This is a genomic window from Vreelandella aquamarina (assembly GCF_020075495.1).
Classification (GTDB): domain Bacteria; phylum Pseudomonadota; class Gammaproteobacteria; order Pseudomonadales; family Halomonadaceae; genus Vreelandella; species Vreelandella aquamarina_A.
On the sequence record NZ_JABYQT010000029.1, the window covers coordinates 1 to 692 of the forward strand.

At 70.5% G+C, this 692-nt stretch carries 1 protein-coding gene; it reads left to right on the forward strand.

Translation table 11 applies throughout. The features are described from left to right. A partial coding sequence (locus HW452_RS17325; protein ID WP_224107336.1) for a cadherin repeat domain-containing protein occupies positions 1-692 on the forward strand: 692 nt, incomplete at both ends.

A 692-nucleotide genomic window follows, 5' to 3' on the forward strand; every position in this document is an offset into this window, starting at 1 on the left:
CAGCGCCTTGCTGCCCACCGTCGAGGTGACCAGCACTTATGACGCCATCCAGGGCGCGGCCGAAGCCGGCCAGCCGGTGGCGACCAGCCAGGGCAACGACCCGGACGGTGACAACGCGGCGCTGCGCTACAGCCTGACCGAGGGCAGCAACGCCGACGGCTACTACGCCATCGACGCGATCACCGGCACCGTCACCCTGACCGACGCGGGCGCGGCCCACGTCAACGGCGGCGGCAACCTGCCGGCGGTGAACGTGACCGTGACCGACGCACAAGGGCTAACGGCAAACGACACCGCGCCCGTGGAGGCCAGCGCCTTGCTGCCCACCGTCGAGGTGACCAGCACTTATGACGCCATCCAGGGCGTGGCCGAAGCCGGCCAGCAAGTGGCGACCAGCCAGGGCAACGACCCGGACGGCGACAACGCGGCGCTGCGCTACAGCCTGACCGAGGGCAGCAACGCCGACGGCTACTACGCCATCGACGCGATCACCGGCACGGTCACCCTGACCGACGCGGGCGCGGCCCACGTCAACGGCGGCGGCAACCTGTCGGCGGTAAACGTGACCGTGACCGACGCACAAGGTCTGACGGCAAACGACACCGCGCCCGTGGAGGCCAGCGCCTTGCTGCCCACCGTCGAGGTGACCAGCACTTATGACGCCATCCAGGGCGCGGCCGAAGCCGGCCAGC